The sequence below is a fragment of the Paeniglutamicibacter kerguelensis genome, from assembly GCF_017876535.1.
In the GTDB taxonomy this organism is placed as follows: Bacteria; Actinomycetota; Actinomycetes; order Actinomycetales; family Micrococcaceae; genus Paeniglutamicibacter; species Paeniglutamicibacter kerguelensis.
In genome coordinates, this window is the sequence record NZ_JAGIOF010000001.1 from 711348 (window position 1) to 732383 (window position 21036).

General features: G+C 65.2%; 16 protein-coding genes. 12 read left to right on the top strand and 4 right to left on the bottom strand.

Annotated features, from left to right (window positions below; genetic code table 11):
- Positions 1–35: 35 nt before the first annotated feature.
- From JOF47_RS03155 to JOF47_RS03180, 6 genes are all read left to right on the top strand, one after another.
- A complete protein-coding gene (locus JOF47_RS03155) occupies positions 36–860 on the top strand; it encodes a hypothetical protein (protein WP_209995910.1) in 825 nt (274 codons plus the stop codon).
- A 61-nt stretch (positions 861–921) separates the two neighbouring features.
- Complete coding sequence (locus JOF47_RS03160) at positions 922–1683, top strand: sensor domain-containing protein (RefSeq protein WP_209995912.1); 762 nt, start codon at positions 922–924, stop codon at positions 1681–1683.
- Positions 1684–1926: 243 nt separating this feature from the next.
- Positions 1927–2694 carry a hypothetical protein gene (locus tag JOF47_RS03165; RefSeq protein WP_209995913.1) on the top strand — a complete coding sequence of 256 codons (768 nt, stop codon included), beginning with the start codon at positions 1927–1929 and terminating at the stop codon, positions 2692–2694.
- A gap of 323 nt (positions 2695–3017) precedes the next feature.
- Positions 3018–4817 carry a proline--tRNA ligase gene (locus JOF47_RS03170; protein WP_209995914.1) on the top strand — a complete coding sequence of 600 codons (1800 nt, stop codon included), beginning with the start codon at positions 3018–3020 and terminating at the stop codon, positions 4815–4817.
- Between the two features lie 2 nt (positions 4818–4819).
- Positions 4820–5635 carry a sulfite exporter TauE/SafE family protein gene (locus JOF47_RS03175; protein ID WP_209995915.1) on the top strand — a complete coding sequence of 272 codons (816 nt, stop codon included), beginning with the start codon at positions 4820–4822 and terminating at the stop codon, positions 5633–5635.
- Positions 5636–5911: 276 nt separating this feature from the next.
- Positions 5912–7195, top strand: a complete 1284-nt coding sequence (locus tag JOF47_RS03180) for a dicarboxylate/amino acid:cation symporter (RefSeq protein WP_209995916.1) — start codon at positions 5912–5914, stop codon at positions 7193–7195.
- Positions 7196–7560: 365 nt separating this feature from the next.
- Here JOF47_RS03180 and JOF47_RS03185 read toward each other — a convergent pair whose 3' ends face one another.
- From JOF47_RS03185 to JOF47_RS03195, 3 genes are all read right to left on the bottom strand, one after another.
- On the bottom strand, positions 7561–9027 hold the full coding sequence (locus tag JOF47_RS03185) for a carboxylesterase family protein (RefSeq protein ID WP_209995917.1): 1467 nt from the start codon (positions 9025–9027) through the stop codon (positions 7561–7563).
- A gap of 127 nt (positions 9028–9154) precedes the next feature.
- Positions 9155–10567 carry an MFS transporter gene (locus tag JOF47_RS03190; RefSeq protein ID WP_209995918.1) on the bottom strand — a complete coding sequence of 471 codons (1413 nt, stop codon included), beginning with the start codon at positions 10565–10567 and terminating at the stop codon, positions 9155–9157.
- 142 nt (positions 10568–10709) lie between these two features.
- Entirely contained in the window at positions 10710–11522 is an 813-nt protein-coding gene (locus tag JOF47_RS03195; protein ID WP_209995919.1) for a purine-nucleoside phosphorylase, read from the bottom strand.
- Positions 11523–11737: 215 nt separating this feature from the next.
- On the opposite strand from JOF47_RS03195, the gene JOF47_RS03200 reads away from it, so the two are divergent.
- Positions 11738–12529 (top strand): GntR family transcriptional regulator, encoded by a 792-nt coding sequence (locus JOF47_RS03200; protein WP_209995920.1) that lies wholly within the window; start codon positions 11738–11740, stop codon positions 12527–12529.
- A 145-nt stretch (positions 12530–12674) separates the two neighbouring features.
- Here JOF47_RS03200 and JOF47_RS03205 read toward each other — a convergent pair whose 3' ends face one another.
- Positions 12675–13907: a hypothetical protein gene (locus tag JOF47_RS03205; protein WP_209995921.1), complete on the bottom strand. Its 1233-nt coding sequence runs from the start codon at positions 13905–13907 to the stop codon at positions 12675–12677.
- A gap of 116 nt (positions 13908–14023) precedes the next feature.
- Between JOF47_RS03205 and JOF47_RS03210 the strand changes: the two genes are divergently transcribed.
- From JOF47_RS03210 to rbfA, 5 genes are all read left to right on the top strand, one after another.
- Complete coding sequence (locus tag JOF47_RS03210; protein ID WP_209995922.1) at positions 14024–14602, top strand: ribosome maturation factor RimP; 579 nt, start codon at positions 14024–14026, stop codon at positions 14600–14602.
- A gap of 1 nt (position 14603) precedes the next feature.
- Positions 14604–15575 carry a transcription termination factor NusA gene (nusA, locus tag JOF47_RS03215; RefSeq protein WP_209995923.1) on the top strand — a complete coding sequence of 324 codons (972 nt, stop codon included), beginning with the start codon at positions 14604–14606 and terminating at the stop codon, positions 15573–15575.
- 283 nt (positions 15576–15858) lie between these two features.
- Positions 15859–16110, top strand: coding sequence for a YlxR family protein (locus JOF47_RS03220; RefSeq protein WP_342592848.1), 252 nt, complete (start codon positions 15859–15861; stop codon positions 16108–16110).
- A 161-nt stretch (positions 16111–16271) separates the two neighbouring features.
- Complete coding sequence (infB, locus tag JOF47_RS03225; RefSeq protein ID WP_209995925.1) at positions 16272–19217, top strand: translation initiation factor IF-2; 2946 nt, start codon at positions 16272–16274, stop codon at positions 19215–19217.
- A 116-nt stretch (positions 19218–19333) separates the two neighbouring features.
- A complete protein-coding gene (gene rbfA, locus JOF47_RS03230; protein ID WP_209995926.1) occupies positions 19334–19771 on the top strand; it encodes a 30S ribosome-binding factor RbfA in 438 nt (145 codons plus the stop codon).
- Positions 19772–21036 lie beyond the last annotated feature (1265 nt).

Consider the following 21036-nt stretch of genomic DNA (forward strand, 5'->3'; position numbering starts at 1 on the left):
ACCAACCCGGCCCGACACGCCGCAGGAGCCGCCGAATGAACAAGATACACGTGAAGCCGAAGCCGCCCCGAGCCAAGAAACCAGCCAGGTCACTTCTCCTGGTGGCGTCGAGCATGGGCCTGGCGCTGGCCTTGTGCGGATGCACCACCGCTGCCGGCAAGCCGGGGAACCCTACTCCGGGCAGCGCACCCGGATCGACTTCCGGAACCGAGGCCGGCTCGCAGTCACCGAGCCCGACGGTCACGGGCGAACTGGGCTTTGTGCCGGGCCCGGAACTCGAGGCCGCCACGAGCGGATGGGCCAAAACGCAGGAAGGGGCGGTCTTCACCGCGGACGCCGCACTGCGCGCCCAAATCCCCGCGGCCGAAAAATGGCTCGAGGACATCAATGTCGTGCCAAGCGAATGCGGGCTTTACGGCATTGGAAGCCTGAAGGACCAGCTCAACGAGGCGGTCATGGCAGCCGTGACGCTCCCTGAAAACCTTGGCGCGGACATCACCGTCGCATCCTATGCCGACCTCAATGCGCTCGTAGCCGATGTGGCGGCCCAACAGCACCTGGACCAGTCGTGCGCGAAATACAAGATCAGTAGCCTGCAGCAGGAAATCACGGCCAAGCAGTCGGAGCTCAAGGTTGAGACCAGCGCGCCCTACAGTGCAGGAACCCTCATCGTGACGGTCAACGGGGGAACCGAAAGCAAGCAGGTTTCGGTGCGTGCCATCGACGGCCACGTGATGGTCACAGCGACCCGTAAGGTCTCGGCCAACCCCGCCGACGCCGCCAAGTCGGCGACGGCCGACGTGGAAGGCATCCTGAAGGTCCTGCGCGATCGCGAAGCCACAGCCGGTGCCACGCCCTGACGCAGTCCAAGACATTGCCCAGAATCCAAGACCCGTACCCACCACCTGGAGGAACTCCACCATGAGCAAGAACGTTTTGCTGCCACTGACGATTGCCGCGATGTTCGCCCTGGCCGGTTGCGCCTCGGGCGGAGCCGAAACAGGGGACCCTTCGGCCCCGGCCGAAGCCAAGCCAGAGGCAACCGCGAGCGCCACCGCCGGCAACAGCGCCAAGCCGGCAAACGGCGCACAGCTTGATGCCCAGACGCTGGCAGACATCGCCCAGGAAATCGCCGGGGAAAACAGCGACGCACAGATCATTGACGAAGACGCCATGCGGGCACAGCTTCCGATGGCCGAGCAGAACATGAAATCCATGAAGATCGAACCGGCCAAGTGCGCATCGATCGTGTCGGCGGACCTCAAGGCCGAATTCGACAAGATGAACATGATCACCCTGGCGCTGCCGGGCGACACTGCGGTCGAGGGCGTACAGGTCGCCATCGCCTCCTACACCGACCCTGCGGATGCAACGGCGAACATTGAACAGAGCCAGAAAATGCTCGAGGACTGCTCAACCTTCTCCATGACCATGCAGGGCCAGAAGGTCGAGATGAAGGTTTCCGAGATCACGGCCAAGACAAAGGCCGCAGTGACCGAGGCGAACCGCAGCGTCGTTTCGGTTCCGGGCGGGGAAATCCCGACAATTGCGGTGAGCGCACAGGACGGCCGCAACCTGATTTCGGTATCGGTCATGGGCGGCAGCAACGAGGCCGATGACATTAACCAGGCCCAGGACCTCGTCAACTCGGTTCTGACGATGATCGAGGAAAAGGCTTCCTAGCCACCTGCAAGCGCCAACGCTTCGCCCTCGGAGTGCAGCGGATTGGTTCCACGTGGCAATGCCACAGGGAACCGATCCGCTGCACTTTTGCATTCCGGCCCATGAGGAATCGAACCAGGCTGTGGCGCAGCGGGAAACCTTGGAACCGGGTCCGTTTGTCCGGGCGCCGGTTTGTGTAGGGTGATCCAAGAACTTGAACTTTGGGTTCGCCACGGCGGACCCCCTATCCGCAGGGCGGCAACCATGAAGAAAACTGCACTTTGGGCTGTACCACTGGCCGCGGCACTCGCGCTGACCGGATGCGCTTCCCCGCAAGACCCGGCCGCGACGACCTCGCCCGCCGTGGAACAATCCCCGCCGGCCACGCAAACCTCCGCGGCAACCGATGCAGCTGCCACGCCGGCGGCAGAGGGCAACCAGCTGACAGCCGACCAGGTCTATGCGGTTGTCAGTGCACTCAAAGACGCTGAAGCAGCTCCGGGCGCCCAAATACTGAAGGATGCGGAACTGAAATCGGGGGCTGCACAGATTGAGCAATTCGTTGCCGAGATGAATGTGAAGCCGGAAGCCTGCGGTGCCTTTGCCGCCAGCGGCATGGCGGAGACGCTCGATGCAGTGAACATGGCTTCGTTGGTGATGCCCGCAAATGCAAGCGCCGCGTCAACAAGCGTGAGCATAGCCTCCTACGGATCCCCAGCGGACGTCCAAGCCATGGCAGACAAGCAGAAAAAGTCCTTCGAAGAGTGCGCCACCTTCAGCCTTGAAATCCAGGGACGCGAAGCCTCCGCAACGCTGAAGGACACCAAGGCCGCCACCGATGCCGCCACAACCCTGGCCAGCCTCGGCACTGTCAAGGTCGACGGGCAAACCATGCAAACACTGAGCGTCTACGGGTTCGACGGGAACAACACGGTTGCCGTCACGCTCACCGCGCCCAAGGACGTGGACGCGGCGGCGAAGAAGGCCGAGGAAACCATCAACGCCGCACTGAAACACATCGCCGACCAGTAGGCCAGCGACAACGGAAGTCCGCCCTAAACGATCCAGCCTCCGAGCCGCCGGATCCGCGGGTGCGGTCCCGCCCTGCCGCGCACTGCTTCACGGTGCCGCCCCGGCTGCTTCCGCCAACGTAAGATGGAAGCAGTGCCCAAGGCGCCACCGTGTTCAGCCCCGCCCGCATCACCAGAACTTGTTCCCGACTGCCGGGAACCGGTTCGAGGTGCGGGCGGCCTGTCGGTGGAATCCGGAGGGCAAAAGTCTTGTGCCTTTCTACGAATCGCGCACCCCCAACTATGTTGTGGTCTGGAAACAGGCCGCGGAAATGGAAAGTTAGCGTGGTCCTGAAACTCTCCACACTGTTCCTGCGCACGCTGCGCGAAGATCCGGTCGACGCCGAGGTTGCCAGCCACAGGCTACTCGTTCGCGCCGGATACATTCGCCGTGCGGCCCCCGGCATCTACACCTGGCTGCCGCTGGGCCTGCGCGTGCTGAAGAAGGTGGAAAACATTGTCCGCGAGGAAATGAACGCCATCGGCGCCCAGGAAGTCCAGTTCCCGGCACTGCTGCCGCGCGAACCCTACGAGGCCACCAACCGCTGGACCGAATACGGCGAGGGCCTTTTCCGCCTCAAGGACCGCAAGGGTGCCGACTACCTGCTGGCCCCCACCCACGAGGAAATGTTCACCCTCCTGGTCAAGGACCTGTACAGCTCCTACAAGGACCTGCCGGCCTACCTGTACCAGATCCAGAACAAGTACCGCGACGAGGCGCGTCCGCGCGCGGGCCTGCTGCGTGGCCGCGAATTCATCATGAAGGACTCCTACTCCTTCAACATCGATGACGAGGGCCTGGAAGAGGCCTACCAGGCGCACCGCGGCGCCTACCTGAAGATCTTCTCCCGCCTGGGCCTGGAGATCCTGCCGGTGTTCGCGACCGCGGGCGCCATGGGCGGCTCCAAGTCCGAGGAATTCCTGCACCCGACCGCGATCGGCGAGGACACCTTCGTGCGTTCGGCCGGCGGCTACGCCGCCAACGTGGAGGCAGTGACCACCGTCGTTCCGGAAGACATCGACTTCACGGACGCCCCGGCGTTCGACGTCAAGGACACCCCGGACACCCCGACGATCGAAACGCTGGTCACCTGCGCGAACGAGATTGCCCCGCGTGAGCAGGGCGAATGGACCGCCGCAGACACGCTGAAGAACGTCGTGATCGCCGCGAAGCTGCCCACCGGCGAACGCCAGATCGTGGCCATTGGCCTGCCCGGGGACCGCAACGTCGACCTCAAGCGCGTCGAGGCCAACATCGCGGCCCACCTGGAGATCGGTGGCGAGGTCGAGATCGAGGCCGCGACCGAGGACGACCTGAAGAAGCACCCGACGCTCATCAAGGGCTACATCGGCCCGGCCCTGGGCCTGGACAACGCCGTGCTGGGCCTCGAGTCCGCATCCAAGATCCTGTTCCTGGTCGACCCGCGCGTCGTTCCGGGCACTTCCTGGGTCACCGGCGCCAACGAAGCAGGCAAGCACGTCTTCGGCCTCGTCGCCGGCCGCGACTTCACCTGGGACGGCACTATCGAGTGCGTCGAGGTGCGCGCCGGGGACCCGGCACCGGACGGATCCGGCCCGCTGGAAACCGCCCGCGGCATCGAAATGGGCCACATCTTCCAGCTCGGCCGCAAGTACGCCGAGGCCCTGGACCTGAAGGTGCTTGACCAGAACGGCAAGCTCAAGGTCGTCACCATGGGCTCCTACGGCGTGGGCGTGACCCGCGCGGTTGCCGCCCTGGCCGAATCCAACCACGACGACAACGGCCTGGTCTGGCCGCGCAACGTCGCCCCGGCCGACGTCCACCTGGTGGTCACCGGCAAGCAGGCGGAGCTCTTCGAAGCCGCCCAGAAGATCGCCGACGAGCTGCACGCAGCCGGCGTCGAGGTCATCTACGACGACCGCCCGAAGGTCTCCGCCGGCGTGAAGTTCTCCGACGCGGAGCTCATCGGCGTGCCGACGATCGTGGTCATCGGCCGCGGCCTGGCCGACGGCCTGGTCGAGGTCAAGGACCGCGCCACCGGCGAACGAGCCGACGTCGCGGTCGACGACGTGGTCGCACAGCTGATCAGCACCGTCAAGGGCTAACCATGCTGGAGGCCGCCGGCCTGCTTGAGGGTTCCGGTCTGCAGGGAATGCAGGCTGGAACCCTGGTGCTGATCGTGCTGGCAGGCTTCGCCGCCGGCTGGGTCGATGCGGTGGTGGGAGGAGGGGGACTGCTGCAGCTTCCCGCGCTGCTACTGGTTCCAGGCATGAGCCCTGTGCAGGCGCTTGCCACCAACAAGATGGGATCCATCTTCGGCACGACCACCAGCGCGGTCACCTACTACAGGCGCGCCCACCCGGATTTGAAGACGGCGATCCCCATGGCGCTGGTGGCGCTGGTCGGCTCCTTCTGCGGGGCGATCCTTGCCACGATGCTGCCCGCGGAGGTCATCAAGCCTGTCATCATCGCCGCGCTGATCGCGGTGGGGCTGTTCACCGTCTTCAGGCCGACCGCCGGGGAGCTGACGAAGCTGCGCTACACCGGGCGGCAACACTATGCGGTGGCGCTGGCCATCGGGTTTGTCATCGGCGGCTACGACGGGCTGATCGGCCCGGGCACCGGGTCGTTCCTGATCATCGCCATGGTTGCGCTGCTGGGCTACAACTTCCTGGCGGCCAGCGCCAAGGCAAAGATCGTGAACATGGCCACCAACCTCGGAGCGCTGGCGTTCTTCCTGCCCTCCGGCCACCTGCTGTGGGGGATCGGGCTGGTGCTGGGCGTGGCGAACATGTGCGGCGGCTACCTGGGCGCGCGCATGGCCGTGTCCAAGGGCAGCAGATTCATCCGCATCGTGTTCCTCAGCGTGGTCGGGGCGCTGATCCTCAAGCTCGGCTACGACGTGCTCTTCCCGGCGCCATAGCGTCCGGTGGCCCCGCCGGATCCGTGCTGGCTGCCTGCACGGCGAAGGCAAGGACTTCGAGCCGTTCCGCGGGCAGCTTGCCTGCGCAGGAACAGCAGTAAGAGGCGGCGGAGGAGCCCCCGGGTCGCCTGGGCCCGGTCATGCGAGACGGGACGGGCCCAACCTCCGGATTTCGGGTAATGGTCCGCACCACATAATATGGCTGGGGCGTGGGCTGCGCCACAACCAGCGTGCCCATTCCCGTTCGCACCGATCCCGTCGACTTGAGGACCCCCCATGAAGCTGCTGAAATCGATTCCCCTGCTTGGCTGGATTCTCATAGCCATCGTTTTGGGCATCCTGACCGGCCCGGTGATGCCCGCGTGGCTCGGCGGGGTGTTCCTGACGTACAACTCGATCTTCTCGGGGTTCCTCGGCTTTATCGTGCCATTGATCATCCTGGGCCTTGTCACGCCCGCAATCGCCGAGCTCGGCAAGGGTGCCGGAAAGTGGCTCGGGATCACTGCCGCGATCGCGTACGGCTCCACGATCCTCGCGGGGCTGCTCGCATACTTCGTGAGCCGGTGGCTGTTCACCCCGACACTTGCGGGCGGCGGACTTGAGTCGCTCGGCGAAGAAGGCGGCTCGGGCTTCACCCCGTACCTGACGGTGGTGGCCAGCGCGGGCGACTCGGCAACCGAGATCGTGCTTCCGCCGGTCATCGACGTCATGAGTGCGCTCGTGCTCGCATTCGTGATCGGCGTCGGTATCACCGGGTTCCACAGCAAGGTGCTTTTCCGCGGAGCCGTCGAGTTCCGCACGGTCATCGAGTCCGTGATCCGGCACATCCTCGTGCCCGCGCTGCCGCTGTTCATCTACGGAATCTTCATGGACCTCTCGGCGAGCGGTGCGGCCGTGACGATCGTCTCGAAGTTCGCGCTCGTGGCCCTCGTGTCCTTCGCCCTGACGCTCGTCGTGTTGCTGCTGCAGTACACCGTTGCGGGCTCGATGGCGGGGCGGAACCCGCTCAAGGCGCTGTGGAACATGCGCGATGCCTACTTCACGGCACTGGGCACGTCATCGTCGGCCGCGACGATTCCGGTCACGCTTGCCTCGACCAAGAAGAACGGTGTTTCCGACTCGGTTGCAGGCTTCGTGGTGCCGCTGTGCGCAACGATCCACCTCTCAGGTTCCATGGTCAAGATCACCTGCTTCTCGATCGCGGTGCTGCTGCTCACCGGCGGGGATGTCTCCTTCGCGGCATACCTGCCGTTCATCCTGATGCTTGGCGTCATGATGATCGCCGCCCCGGGCGTTCCCGGCGGCGCGATCGCCGCGGCCGCGGGCCTGCTCGCACAGATGCTCGGCTTTGGCGCGGTTGAGGTGGGCCTCATGTTCGCCGCGTACATCGCACTGGACAGCTTCGGCACGGCAACAAACGTGACCGGCGACGGCGCCATCGCCATGATCATGAACAAGCTCACCCGCGGCCACCTCGGCACGCAGATCCAGGATCCCGCGGACGAGGCGCTGGAGGTCGCAGCGGGCAGCGAGGCCGAGTCGCACCACCTGGCCGAGTAACCCGCACCCGCCGAAAGTACACGTGATGCCGATGTTGCCCCCGCAACATCGGCATCACGCGTAATTCGAGCGTTCAGTGGGGTGGAGAAGACGGTTCTTGACGGCCGGCCAGCGAGGTCTGGTCCATGAGGTCCGGAGTGATTCGCCGGGGCCAAAATCTTGGTTGTGCCTGGAAGCCAGCGCCACAGCGCTGCTTCGCTGAGGCCCCCGCTCCAGTGTCCCGAGGTCTCCTGAAACGCCCGGTGCCGGCAGCGGGGCGGAAGACAACACAAAGCCGGGCAAGTCCTGGTGGACCGCCCGGCTTTGTGTTCGGGCCCGCAACGCGGGAGTTCGATTCAGTTGTGTGTTCGGGCGTGGCCCGGGGCTCAGGAGCTCGGCGAAGCCGGTTCGCGCCGCAAGGCCGAGAGGTGCGCGGCCGCGGCGAAGCCGTCGCCGGGGGCCGAGCCCTCTGCGTCGATGGTGCAGGTTCCGGTCGCCGGTTCCAGCACCCCGCCGGTGGCCGGCTGCCAATCGAGTGCTTCACCCTTGGCAAACCTCAGCGCCGAACCGTGGAACATGTCGGATACCTCTGCGGGGACGCTTCCCAGGACGGGAGTCACCGTCGGGTCTTCGGCCAAGCCGAAGAATGCGGGGATCTCGTTGCAGTGCAGCGCCATGCCGCTCTTGACCGGGGACCAACGGTAGTCGTAGGTCCAGGTGCGGGCGGTCGCGTCGGATCGGAGTTCCAACACGGCGGGAATGACGGAACGGAAAAGCTTCTCGGTGAGGATGCGTCCGGGGAGGAGCTCGTAGCGTTCAGAGATGTGTTGCAGGGCCAATGCCGCTGCCTCCGCGGAGACGCCCTGGGACTGGAGCATTGCGAGCGCATCATCGTGGGCCAAAGCGGTTTCCGCAGGGTTCCACAGGGTTTCGTCTGCCGTGGCGCCGATGACGACGTCGATGTCGTGGCTAACTGCCGCGATGCCTTCGGCGATGCCGTGCGGAAACAGCTTCCCGCCCGTAATGGGCGGGAACGCCAGCATGGACGGCATCCCCATGACGGCCTTCTGCAGGTCCGTGTCCGCGATGGAAGCGAACCCGTCGATGTCCGGGGTGACGCCCACGGTTTGTGCAAACTCCGCGGTGGCCAGCGCGGCCTGGGCGGTGGTCGTGCTTTCGAGCACGCCGGACATGACCCATGCACGCTTGAACAGGCCGCGGGCGGCCTCGGTGGCCAGGAGCGACAGGATGGCTCCGCCGCCCGCCGATTGGCCGGCGATGGTCACGTTGCCAGGATCGCCGCCGAAGGACGAAATCGTGTCCCGGACCCAGCCAAGTGCGCAGATCCAGTCAAGGATCCCGCGGTTGTCCGGGGCGCCGTCAAGGTGGCCGAAGCCGTCGAAACCGAGCCGGTAGGAGATGGAGACGACCACGACGCCGTCGGCGGCAAACTCCCGGCCGTCGTACCAGGCGCCGACAGCGCATCCGGCCACGTATCCGCCGCCGTGGATCCACACCAGCACGGGCAGCGATGCTCCGCCATCCAAGGCATCGGAGGGGGCAAACACATTGAGGTTCAGGATGTCTTCGCCCGGAACCACGGGCTCGGGTATGTCGAATCCGGGCGAGTGGCGCTGGGGAGTGGCTCCCCATTGGGTCGCATCGAAGGTCTCGGTGAACGGGGTTCTGCGTTCGGGTGCGGCGAACCGCAGGTCGCCGAGCGGTGCCTTCGCGTACGGGATGCCACGGAACACCGCGACGCCGTTGGACTCCAGCCCGCGCATTTGTCCTACTGATGTCTGGTGCATGATGGTCGTTGAATCGGACCAAAAGGCTTGTTCAGGCAGTGCCATGTCTGCTCATTTCTGGATTAATGGGGGGATGCGGCCTTCACGCCCCACCCCAGGGCGCGGCGTGAAGGCCGGGAAGATGCTTGTCCACAACGGCCCACGCTGAACAGCGTGGGCCGTTGCCGGATGACTAGAGTTTCTGGCCGGCCTTCGGAGTGATGCAGAGGCTGGCGACGAGGCCCAATACGGCGAAGCCCGCCGAAAGCCACATCGCGGTCACATAGCCGGATTCCGTGCCGTTGACGAAGGATGCGACAACCCCGATGCCGAGGCCTGCACCGATTCCGAAGGAAGCGCTGTTGAGCCCGGGCAGGGCGGAGGGTGCATCATCCGGCGAGAGCAGGACGCCCAGGCCGTTGAGGTTGGTCAGCACGATGCCGGTGAAGACGGCTCCCAGCAGCAGCATCAGGAAGAAGATGGCGGTGGGGTTGTGGCGCAGCAGCGTGACGGAAACCAGCAACAGGATGGTCAGAGCCAGCCCCGAACGCAACAGGCGCAGCCAGCCGAACTTGTGGGCAACGGAGCCAACAAGGGGTGAGACGAGCACACCGGCAAGCGCGCCGGGCACGATGTACATCAGTGCGGATTGTGCGGCGTCCATGCCGTAGCCGATGTTGGCGTCTTGGCTGAGCAACACGATCGTGTAGCCCCCGGCGCCCACGAATCCGGCGAGGGAGAAGATCGTGGTGGCAATGACCGGCCACACATGGCGTGAGCGAAGGTGCGCCGTTTCGATCAGCGGGAAGCTGCGTCGCTTTTCGATGTTCCAGAAGGCAACGAACGCAGCAACGGCGGCAAACAGGCATCCGAGCGAGACCGCCGACACCCAGCCGGCGGTGGGCGCCTGGCCCAGGTATGCGATGAGCAGGAGGAGTCCCAGGGACAACGTCGAGGCACCCCACCAGTCCATCTTTCCCGTGGCCGTGGCGTGGTTGTCCTCCGGAACGCATACGCGTACGGCGATGGTGGCGGCGATGGCAACCAGGAAGATGACGACGAAAATCGAGCGGAAGCCGAAGGACTCCACAAGCAGACCGCTGAAGTACGCGTCAACACCCGCGACTCCGCCGTTGATGGCGGTCAGGGTGCCAACTGCGAGCCCGAACGTCTTCGGGGCGAGCAGCTTCTTGAGAACAATGAAGGACAACGGGAAGGCGGCACTGGCAGCGCCCTGCAGGGCGCGGCCGATCAGGAGCAGCGTGAGGTTGGGCGACCAGATGCACAGGAGGCTGCCGACCCCGAAGGCGGCAAGCAGGATGAAGATGGTGCGACGCTGCCCCAGGTAGTCGCTCCAGCGTGTGAGGACAACGCCGGCAATGGCGCCGGTGAGCAGGAACAGGGACAAGACCTGCGACGCGAGCGCCGTCGTGATGTCGAGGGACTCGGCGATGCTCGGGATTGCCGGGGCGAACATGGTGGAGCTGAGCTGGGGGACCAGAACAAGGAGGGTCATTGCCGTTACCAGCGCCGTTGCCTTCTTGCCCTTGAGCTGGGGAAGGGTCGGCCCTGCGGCCTCCGCCTCCCGGACTTCGTTGCTTGCCATTCTGAAAGACTCCTTTGTCGATACTGCTGTTCTATGGGCGAGTGGGTTTGCTGGTGTGGCACGGTTGGACTGCCGTATGGGGAGTTTCCGGCTCAGAGGGGCGGCGCTGCGGGATTGATCCGCTTCTTGCTGCCGCACGGGTTTAGAGCTTGGCGACGATGTCGGCCAGCAGTGCGGAGATGCGCGGGCCGGCGGCGGCGCCGGCCTCGATGACTTCCTCGTGGTTCAGGGCGGTGTCGGAGATGCCCGCGGCCAGGTTGGTGACCAGCGAGATGCCGAAGACCTCCATGCCGGCGTGGCGTGCGGCGATGGCCTCCAGTGCGGTGGACATGCCGACCAGGTCGGCGCCGACCACCCTGGCGTACCGGACCTCGGCGGGGGTCTCGTAGTGCGGGCCGGTGAACTGCGCGTACACGCCCTCGTCCAGGGTCGGGTCGACCAGTCGGGCGAGGCCGCGGATGCGCGGGGAGTACAGGTCGGTCAGGTCCACGAACGTGGCGCCCTCCAGCGGGGAGGCCGCGGTGAGGTTGAGGTGGTCGGAGATCAGCACCGGGGTGCCGGGGGCCCAGGCCGGGTTCAACCCGCCGCAGCCGTTGGTGAGCACCAGGGTCTTGGCGCCGGCGGCGGCGGCGGTGCGCACGCCGTGGACGACGGCGCGCACGCCCTTGCCCTCGTAGAAGTGGGTGCGTGCGCCGAGCACCAGCACGCGCTTGTTGTCGCCGGTCAGCACCGAGGAGATGGTGCCGACGTGGCCGGGCACGGCGGCGGCGTGGAAGCCGGGCAGCTCGGTGGCGGGGATGCGGTGGGTGGTTTCGCCGATCAGGTTCGCGGCCTCGCCCCATCCGGAGCCAAGCACCAGGGCGATGTCGTGGGCGGGTACGCCGGTAATTTCGGCGATTTTGGCGGCGGCGGCTGAGGCCAGCTCGTGGGAGGACGCAGCGGTTTCCGTAGTCATGTTGTTGAGCTTTCTATGTGCCGGAGGGTTGCTTGGCACACGGGTGCCGGGTCGTGATGGCTCGAATGAAGCGGGCAAAATCTCGTCTAAACCGCCGGTAAACACCGGACGGCGGGGAGCGGTATGAGGTTATACCTCTAAAGTATGACATCGAATCGCCGGATATTTCCATGATTGAATTAGACAATCGTTTACATAATCCAAAGGAGTGAGCCGTGAATCCGGACGCCCAGGCGTTTCTGTCCCAGACGCTGGTTCCGTCGCTGGGCTTGCCACTGCGAGTGGCCGTGTATTCGCGCCTGAGGGACGGAATCCGGTCGAATGTCTTCCCCCTTGGTTCAATGCTGCCGCGGGAAACCGAACTCTGCGCGGCCATCGGATTGAGTCGAACCGTGGTCCGCGAAGCGCTCATGCTGCTTGAGGAAGACGGGATGATCGTAACTCGTCGCGGGGTGGGCCGCTTTGTCGCCGAAGCGGTGCCAAGTGTTGGCCTGGAGGAATTCAGGCCCTTCGAATATGCCTTGTCGGACGGGGAACATCCGCTGAAGGTCGTTCCGGGGAAAACGGAGCTACAACCGGCGCTCGACTACGTCATCAACCTCTTGTCCCTGGAAGCGGAAGCGAAGATCTGGTTCCTGGAAAGCACGCTGTATCGCGACGGTGATCCGCTTGCCATCGTCCAGGAAGGAATCCCGTCGGGCAAGGATCTCAAGGCCATCAGCCCAGCGCTGGCCGAGAACCTCGAGAAGGCGGTGGCTTCCGAGGAGACGCTGCTTGCGGCATTCATTCGCCTGTGTGGACCTGTCTTCACCGCGGAAGACTGCAGCATCAGTGCCGGAGTGGCTGGAGCACCCCGGGCCCGCCAGCTGCAACTCAGGGCCCAGGACCCGGTCTTGATCCTGACCCAAATGGCGCACTTCAACGGCACACCCGTCTACGTGGCCAAGTGCATCGTTTCCCCGCACATAGGCCAGCTGAACATCAATCAAACCAACCCCACCAACTGATCCCCACGTCCGGTCGCCGGGCCGGCTTCTGTCCCATGGGTGCGGGGGCGGATGGTTAACCACCCAGCGAGCCCCTGTTGCCAAAGAAACTTTTCGTTGGCAACAGGGGCTCGCTCATGTAAATAGGGGCGGAAGGAATGCCGCCCTACGGCGCGGGTTTGCCCGCGGTCTCGCTGGCGGATTTTCCGCTGGAGGCCGTAGTCGCTCCCACGATCTGGGTGAAGTCAGGGATCTTCCCGGTGACCTGTCGCGTGTACAGTCCCTGCTCCCAGGCACGTTGCAGCAAGTAGGCGCGGGCGTCGCCTTCCTGGGTTGCCGCCGCATCGCGCAGCAGTAACGCGAGCTGTTCCTCGCCGCCGCGTGCGGCGTCAAGGGGGTTGACCGCTGCATCGGCCGGCAGCTGGTAGGCCGGTTGCCGCAGGGGATCGCATGCGCCGACGCCGGCGAACTGCCGCTCCAGGGCGGCGGCGAATTCGACCAGGGAGCGCGAGCGGGCCCAGGCTCCCTCGCGGGTGGCGCCGGCGGTGCGTGCCCCGGCGACGTTGTAGGCGTATCCCAGGCGATAGGCGGCGTCGGCCAGCTGACCCAGGGCATGCCCGGATTCCGGGCCCAGTCCCTGCGCGCCGGTCCCGTCGATCCACGACTCCGGTGCGGCGGATCCGGGTGCCGGCGAATCCGTGTTCCCCGGGCAACCGGAAAGCATGAACCGGGGCAGCGCTGCGGGCCCAACGGAGGACCCTGAAACACCCGTGGCTGCCGATACCGGTTTGGGTGCGGGAAGCCGGTCAAGCTGTTCCTGCGTGCCGCCTGCGGCGCGCAGGAGGTTGCGCGCCTGCATGGTCAATTCGAATCCGGCGCCGGCCAGCGAACGCGAGCGTTGGTCCGGGGCGTCCAGCGCGGCATCGACCAGCCCGACCCCGGCGCTTGCCAGGCGCGTGGCAAAGGACTTGGCCTCTGCGGCGGGTTGCGTGCCGGACGGGGACGCGGAGGCACCGCTGGGCTGTGCTTCGTTATCCCCGGCGGGGAGCAAAGCCTCTGGTGTGAGTAAACCGACATGCCCGTTTAGCATCTCTCGCGTGGCTGCCCACTCAGCGCGCAATTTCGGGCTCACGCCCGCGGCCTTGCCGGAGGCGGCCAACCGCGCGGAACCAAGCAGCGGGAGCAGTTCGTCGGCCGGCGTACGGACCGTTTCCTGGACCGGTTCGGTGCCGAGGATTCGTTGCCACACTAGGGAATCCTTGTTCATGTACACGCCTGCACCGAGGGTTCCGGCGGCGATGGCCAAGGCCGAAACCACGCATAGGGCCAGGGTCCCGCGGGAGCGCGGCGGGGCGGGTTCGGGGGGCTGTTCGGCAGGGGGTAAAGGGTGCTGATCCATCCCCTTGATCATGCCACGCGCCGGTCGATTGGCCATTTCGGGTCGCCAACGGCAGACGCGGCGGCCCAAATGTCGATACTCTAGTATGCACAACATCGAATAGTGGGAGGACTTTCATGACCGGCAAGCCGGCAGACATCCAGCAAGAGGCAGCCCGCCTCACCGAACTACTGGAGCCCACCGTCGCCTCCCACCAGCTGATCCTTGAAGAAGTTCAGGTTCGCATGGCCGGTGACCAGCGCATCGTTCACGTCATCGTCGACCTTCTTGAAGGCACCGGCGGCGTTGAACTCGACGCGGTCGCAGAGGTTGCACGCTCCATTTCCGAGGCCATGGACTCCGACCCGTACGACACGGCCGAGCCCTACGACCTCGAGGTTTCCTCGCCTGGCGTTTCCCGCCCGCTGACCCTGCCCCGCCACTGGCACCGGAACGTCGGCCGCATGGTGAAGGTCAACCTGATCGGCGAGGAAAACATCTTCGGCCGCCTCACGGAAGCGGACGACGCAGGCATCACCGTGGTTCCCGAGATCGCGGTCAAGAAGGGCATGAAGCCCAAGGTCGGTGAACCCCGCACCATTGAATTTTCCTCGATCCGCCGCGGCAACGTCGAGGTCGAATTTGCCCGCGCCGAGGCAGCGGACCTGCAGGAACTAGAACTTGACGACGAAGACGACGAAAACGTGGAGGCCTGAGTTGGACATTGATATGAGCGCGCTGCGCATGCTCGAAAAAGAACGCGAAATCCCGATCGACGTTCTGATCCCCACCATTGAGCAGGCCCTGCTCATTGCCTACCAGAAGTCCCCGGGGGCCATGCCGCAGGCACGCGCCCAGGTGGACCGCCGCAACGGCCACGTGACGATCTTCGCCACCGAAACCGAGGAAGACGGCACCGTCGTCGGCGAGTTCGACGACACCCCGACCGGTTTTGGCCGCATTGCAGCCTCCACCGCACGCCAGATCATCCTGCAGCGCCTGCGTGACGCCGAGGACGACAACGTGGTCGGCGAGTTCAAGAACAAGATCGGTGAGATCGTCTCCGGACAGATCCAGCAGGGCAACAACCCGATCATGGTCCAGGTCAACCTGGGCACCGTCGAGGCCTTGCTGCCGCCGCCGGAGCAGGTGCCGGGGGAGAAGTACCCGCACGGCAGCCGCATCCGCTGCTACGTGGTGGACGTGAACCGCGGCCCCAAGGGCCCCTCGGTCACCCTGTCGCGTTCGCACCCGAACCTGGTTCGCCGGCTCTTCGAGCTCGAAGTCCCGGAAATCGCCGACGGCGCCGTGGAGATCGTGGCACTGGCCCGCGAAGCCGGCCACCGTTCCAAGATCGCCGTGCAGGCCAACATCCCGGGCGTCAACGCCAAGGGTGCCTGCATCGGTGAAATGGGTTCGCGCGTGCGCGCCGTGATGACCGAGCTGAACGACGAGAAGATCGACATCGTCGATTTCAATGAGGACCCGGCGAAGTTCATCGCCTCGGCGCTGTCCCCGTCGAAGGTCGTTTCGGTGACCATCACGGATCCGGCCACCCGTTCGGCCCGCGTTGTGGTGCCCGATTACCAGCTCTCGCTGGCCATCGGCAAGGAGGGGCAGAACGCCCGCCTGGCGGCCAAGCTCACCGGCTGGCGCATCGACATCGTCTCGGACGCCGTCGCTTCATAGCAGTTCCAGATTCCGTCGTTGCCTTGGGGCGCCGGCCGTTCGCGGCCCGCGCACCAAGGCAACGGCGGTTTTTGTTGGGCGGTCGGCAGCCGGGCCGCATCGATCCGTACGTGTTCCAGAGCACGCTACACGGGATGCGGAAACGCGCTAGACTTATCTGTGGTCCACTTTGCAAGTGGTAATTCTATTGCGGGAGAAGATTTACGTGTCAGTGCAGCAACAGCCGCAGCGCACGTGCATCGGATGCCGCAAGGTGGTGGACCAAATAGAGTTGCAGCGCTGGGTGCTTGAACACGCGGATGGCCATGCCGTCCCCGTTCTTGATTCCACCCGGCGTCTCTCCGGACGCGGTGCTTGGTTGCACCCGGTTCCGGAGTGTGCCGAACGCGCTATCAAACGCGGGGCATTCGCACGGTCCTTCAGGACCAAGGTGGATGTTTCCTCGCTGGCGGTGGCGCCGGAAGCCAAGGTGCGGACCCAAACCCGGGAAAACACCTTCACGATCGTCCAACCTGAAAGCGGGTCAGAAATCTGATGGAAACCCGATGAGTTCCAAGCGATGAGCGCCTAACGATGAATACATCAGTTATGCGTCGCAGCGCCTGTGGCATCCACTTGGATGCTGGGCAAGACAGCAAAAGACGGTTCGTGCTTTGACTTTCTAAAAGTGAGCGCGGGCCTTCAGACAGGAGAAATGTGGCCAAGGTCCGCGTACACGAGCTCGCCAAAGAGCTCGGAATCACTTCAAAGGATGCAGTTGCAAAACTGCAGGAAATGGGCGAATTCGTCCGTTCCGCATCCTCAACCATCGAGGCACCGGTAGTGCGCAAGTTGCGCGCCGCGTTCCCCGACGCTGCCCCGGCAGCACCCAAGGCAGATGCAGCGCCGGCCGCCAAGGCCCCTGCAGCTGCAGCAGCCCCGGCAGCCCCTGCCACAGCCGGCGCCCCGAAGCCTGCCGGCTTCAAGCCGGGTCCGGCAGCACCAGCTGCCCCCGCAGCACCAGTAGAGGCAGCGCCGGCTCCGGCCGCAGCTGAACCTGCAGCTCCCGCGGCTCCAGCCCCTGCCGCTCCGGCAGCGCCGAAGCCAGCAGTGGCACGCACCGAAGCCCCGCGCGCCGGTGCCAAGCCGGGCGGTCCTCGTCCGGGCAACAACCCGTTCTCTTCCCAGCAGGGCATGCGCGCTGCCGGTGAAGGTGAGCGCACCGAGCGCACCGAGCGTCCCGCCGGTGCACGTCCGGGTGCAAAGCCGGGCGGACCACGTCCGGGCAACAACCCGTTCGCATCCCAGCAGGGCATGCGCACCGAGCGTCCCGCCGGTTCCGGCGGCCCACGTCCGGGCGGCCCACGTCCGGGTGGCCCGCGTCCTCCGGCAGGTGCAGGTGGACCACGTCCCGCAGGTGCGGGTGCAGGTGGACCGCGTCCGGCCGGTGCAGGCGGAGGCCGTCCGACAGGTGCAGGTGGACCACGTCCAGCCGGCGCCCCGGGTGCAGGCCCGCGTACCCCGGGAGGCGCACGCGCTACTCCCGGCATGATGCCTAACCGCACCGAACGTCCGGCTCCGGCCGGCGCGCGTCCGGGTGCAGGCGGCCGTGGCGGCGCAGCCCGTCCGGGCGGCGCACCAGGCGGAGCTCCGGGTGGAGCACCGGGTGCAGCAGGCGGCGGCGGAGGTTACAAGGGCGGCGGCGGTCCAAACCGCGGTCGCGGTGGAACCCAGGGTGCCTTCGGCAAGGGCGGCGCAGGTCGCGGCAAGCAGCGCAAGTCGAAGCGCGCGAAGCGCCAGGAATTGGAGCAGATGAGTGCTCCGTCGCTGGGCGGCGTGAGCGTGCCCCGCGGCAACGGATCCACCGAGGTCCGTTTGCGCCGTGGCGCCTCGATCACCGACTTCGCCGACAAGATCAACGCCAACCCGGCAGCACTGGTCACCGTGCTCTTCCACTTGGGCGAAATGGCTACCGCCACGCAGTCCCTGGATGAGGCAACCTTTGACGTCTTGGGTGCCGAGCTCGGCTACGTCGTCACCGTCGTATCCCCCGAGGACGAAGAGCGCGAATTGCTCGCCTCGTTCTCGATCGACTTTGACGCCGAAATCGAAGCCGAGACCGACGACATGCTTGAAGCACGTCCGCCGGTTGTCACCATCATGGGTCACGTTGACCACGGTAAGACCCGTTTGCTGGATGCGATCCGCAAGTCCAACGTCATCGAGGGCGAAGCCGGCGGCATCACCCAGCACATCGGTGCGTACCAGATCCACCACGTCCACGAAGACATCGATCGCGCGATCACCTTCATTGACACCCCGGGCCACGAGGCGTTCACCGCCATGCGTGCACGTGGTGCCAAGGTCACCGACATCGCGGTTCTCGTGGTTGCAGCGGACGACGGCGTCATGCCGCAGACCGTTGAAGCCTTGAACCACGCCAAGGCGGCCGGCGTCCCGATCGTCGTCGCAGTGAACAAGGTTGACAAGGAATCGGCAAACCCTGACAAGGTCAAGGGCCAGCTGGCCGAGTACGGCCTGGTTCCGGAAGAATACGGTGGCGACACCATGTTCATCCACGTTTCCGCCCTGCAGAAGATGGGTATCGATGAACTGCTCGATGCAGTGCTGCTGACGGCCGATGCCGCGTTGGACATGCGTGCCAACCCGGACAAGGACGCCCGCGGTATCGCCATCGAAGCGAACCTCGACAAGGGTCGCGGCGCCGTGGCAACCGTGCTGGTCCAGTCCGGTACCCTGGCCGTCGGCGACACCATCGTTGCCGGTACCGCACACGGTCGTGTGCGTGCCATGTTCGACGAGAACGGCGAGAACCTCGACGTTGCACTGCCGTCGCGCCCGGTCCAGGTCCTCGGCCTGTCCTCGGTTCCGCGTGCAGGTGACACCTTCCTGGTGACCGACGACGAGCGCACCGCCCGCCAGATCGCCGAGAAGCGTGAAGCTGCGGACCGCAACGCGGCCCTGGCCAAGCGTCGCAAGCGCATCACCCTGGAAGACTTCGACCAGGCTGTTGCCGACGGCAAGATCGACACCCTCAACCTCATCCTCAAGGGTGACGTTTCCGGTGCCGTGGAAGCCCTGGAAGACTCGCTGCTCAAGATCGACGTGGGAGAAGGCGTGCAGCTGCGCGTCATCCACCGCGGCGTGGGTGCGATCACCCAGAACGACGTCAACCTGGCGACCGTGGACAACGCGATCATCATTGGCTTCAACGTCAAGCCTGCCGAGCGCGTTGCCGAACTGGCCGACAAGGAAGGCGTTGACATGCGCTTCTACTCGGTCATCTACGGCGCCATCGATGACATCGAGCTGGCTCTCAAGGGCATGCTCAAGCCGGAATACGAGGAGGCCCAGCTGGGCACCGCGGAGGTCCGCGAGGTCTTCCGTTCCTCGAAGTTCGGCAACATCGCCGGCTCGATCGTCCGCTCGGGCACCATCCGACGCAACTCCAAGGCACGCGTCCTCCGCGATGGCAAGATCATCGGCGAAGGCCTCACCGTGGACTCGCTCAAGCGTTTCAAGGACGACGCCACCGAGGTCCGCGAGGGCTTCGAATGTGGTATCGGCCTGGGCTCGTTCAACGATGTCAAGGACGGCGATACGATCGAGACCTACGAGATGCGCGAAAAGCCGCGCGCTTAGTCTTGACCAAACGCGTTTGACGCACGGTGCGGCGGCTGCAACCATCCGGTTGCGGCCGCCGCGCCGTCCAAGCGCATTGACCAGCACTTCCATAGTCTTGAAAAGAAGGAGCGACCATGGCTGACTCGGCTCGTGCCGCAAAACTGGCCCAACGCATCAAGGTGGTTGTCGCCCAGGCCCTGGGCAAGGCAGTGAAGGATCCCCGCGTGGAGGCCATCACGGTCACCGATGCACGCGTGACCAACGACCTGCAACACGCCACCATCTACTACACGGTCTTTGGCGACGATGAAGCCAAGGCCGATGCAGCGGCGGCCTTGGCGAAGTCCAAGGGCGTCCTGCGCAAGGAGGTTGGCAAGAACGTCACGGTTCGCCTGACCCCGACCCTGGAATTCGTCGCCGACGAAATCCCGGTCAACGCCTCGAACCTCGAAGCGTTGCTGCGCGTCGCCAAGGCTAAGGACGCAGAAGTTGCCGCCCTGGCCGAAGGCAAGACCTTCGCCGGCGAAGCCGACCCGTACAAACGTGACGAAGAAGAAGACGAAGAAGCCTAAGCGCTGATTCCTTCTTCGTGAAGCCGGCGGCCCCCGCAAGGGAAGCCGTGCCGAACGCACATGAAGAGGCCTGCTCCGGGCCGCCCATCCATTGGATGGCCGGCCCGTCGCAGGCCTCTTTTGCGTGCCCGGTCAAGCCGAAGCGCCACATACGCGAACTACGTCGCGTCGATCCCCGGACCTACCCGAACCCTCGCCCCCCAAACTGAACGCGCGCCGCCGTGCGGCGACGCGCGTTCGGCGAGGGTGCGGATCTAAGGGGAACCTGTTGCCGGCTAGGGGCGATTTCGCCCCGTCCGGAAGCCTGGAATTGACTTGTTGCCGGCAAACGTCCGTTGAGGCCTGAATCTTCGGCGGGCGCTGTGGCCGGACAGCGGTCGGAGCTCTGCCGTGTGTCACCGGCATGTGCCAACGGGGGAGTAGCCGGGCGGGCTGATGCCGCGCCGGGCGCAGGGATCGAACAAAACTGCATGATGAAACCTCCCCCGAAAAATCTTGAACCCGGACCTTGCCATGCATGGATGTTTGCGAGTACTCGCAAAATCACCCTGCATATGCGCTGTACCAGTCGATGACCAGTGCAGCCGGTGGTGGATCCTTGAAGTGTATTGGTGCCTATGACGAGTGCGAGTGGATACCGTTTGAACGGCGTGAGGACCGGCCTCACAACGGTGCTGAACCGCGAAGGCCGATCCGGACTTGGCCAGATATTCTGAAGATTATTGCCACTTTCGGAGCGAGTCAATGGCATTATCCACCAGTTCTCCACGGCTACGTGGGTTGGCCGCCCCGAAATCATGGCTCCATTTGGGACGAAGCGTTCAGTAAACGCCCAGCAAAAAGTTTCGACTAGGCGATGATTCGACGGGAAGCACATGCTTGAAGGGCCGGATCCGGCGCCGGCAGGTTGTCTCGCAGCCGTTTTCCGTGGTCCCGTGTCCACTGCGGAAACACTGGCCGTGGCCTCCTGCGACGGCCCGCAACCGGTATGCGGGATGAGGCATTCGACACGAAACCCGAACTCGCCGGTTCCCGGACGCGGCGAGTTCGCAATCTCCCCGCCTGCCGCCCGGGGACCGGAGAAGGGCGCCTGGTGCGGGCGCGAAGACTGCTCAAGATGCCACGGAAGCGCCCAGCGTCACCTAACGGCGAGGCGACGGAAGCACACTTTGATCCCCGTCCCGTTCGGCCCCCGGGGGAGCCCGCCCACGGACGGTGGGCGAAAAGAAGCGGCGAACCTGCCTATACTTGAGGGCGTGAAAACA

Excerpts from the sequence above, each read along its gene's own strand:
- JOF47_RS03155 (WP_209995910.1), top strand. The coding sequence starts at position 36 with ATGAACAAGATACACGTGAAGCCGAAGCCGCCCCGAGCCAAGAAACCA.
- JOF47_RS03160 (WP_209995912.1), top strand. The coding sequence starts at position 922 with ATGAGCAAGAACGTTTTGCTGCCACTGACGATTGCCGCGATGTTCGCC.
- JOF47_RS03165 (WP_209995913.1), top strand. The coding sequence starts at position 1,927 with ATGAAGAAAACTGCACTTTGGGCTGTACCACTGGCCGCGGCACTCGCG.
- JOF47_RS03175 (WP_209995915.1), top strand. The coding sequence starts at position 4,820 with ATGCTGGAGGCCGCCGGCCTGCTTGAGGGTTCCGGTCTGCAGGGAATG.
- JOF47_RS03180 (WP_209995916.1), top strand. The coding sequence starts at position 5,912 with ATGAAGCTGCTGAAATCGATTCCCCTGCTTGGCTGGATTCTCATAGCC.
- JOF47_RS03185 (WP_209995917.1), bottom strand. The coding sequence starts at position 9,027 with ATGGCACTGCCTGAACAAGCCTTTTGGTCCGATTCAACGACCATCATG.
- JOF47_RS03190 (WP_209995918.1), bottom strand. The coding sequence starts at position 10,567 with ATGGCAAGCAACGAAGTCCGGGAGGCGGAGGCCGCAGGGCCGACCCTT.
- JOF47_RS03195 (WP_209995919.1), bottom strand. The coding sequence starts at position 11,522 with ATGACTACGGAAACCGCTGCGTCCTCCCACGAGCTGGCCTCAGCCGCC.
- JOF47_RS03205 (WP_209995921.1), bottom strand. The coding sequence starts at position 13,907 with ATGGATCAGCACCCTTTACCCCCTGCCGAACAGCCCCCCGAACCCGCC.
- JOF47_RS03210 (WP_209995922.1), top strand. The coding sequence starts at position 14,024 with ATGACCGGCAAGCCGGCAGACATCCAGCAAGAGGCAGCCCGCCTCACC.
- rbfA (WP_209995926.1), top strand. The coding sequence starts at position 19,334 with ATGGCTGACTCGGCTCGTGCCGCAAAACTGGCCCAACGCATCAAGGTG.